The sequence below is a fragment of the Corynebacterium sp. HMSC059E07 genome (assembly GCF_001814395.1).
GTDB lineage: Bacteria > Actinomycetota > Actinomycetes > Mycobacteriales > Mycobacteriaceae > Corynebacterium > Corynebacterium hesseae.
Window position 1 is genome coordinate 101,683 of record NZ_KV816336.1, and the last position, 346, is coordinate 102,028.

At 52.3% G+C, this 346-nt stretch carries 1 CRISPR repeat array.

Annotated elements, in window-relative coordinates:
* Positions 1 to 345: direct repeats of the CRISPR family, unit length 25 nt; unit sequence GGGTTCAGTTCTCATTACCCCTGAT.
* Position 346 lies beyond the last annotated feature (1 nt).

A 346-nucleotide genomic window follows, 5' to 3' on the forward strand; every position in this document is an offset into this window, starting at 1 on the left:
GGGTTCAGTTCTCATTACCCCTGATAGACTTCTCAAGCCGATCCTTCACACGACACGACTGCTGGGGTTCAGTTCTCATTACCCCTGATAGACTTCACGGCATCAAGTCCATGTTTGGCCAGGTGCTGGGGTTCAGTTCTCATTACCCCTGATAGACTTCACGACTGGATGGAGGGCCTCATCGAAGAGCTGGGGTTCAGTTCTCATTACCCCTGATAGACTTCCTGGCATTAACTCTCAGCAGATCCCACGGCTGGGGTTCAGTTCTCATTACCCCTGATAGACTTCGGAAGGAAAGCGCACGCTACCGCACCGAGCTGGGGTTCAGTTCTCATTACCCCTGATA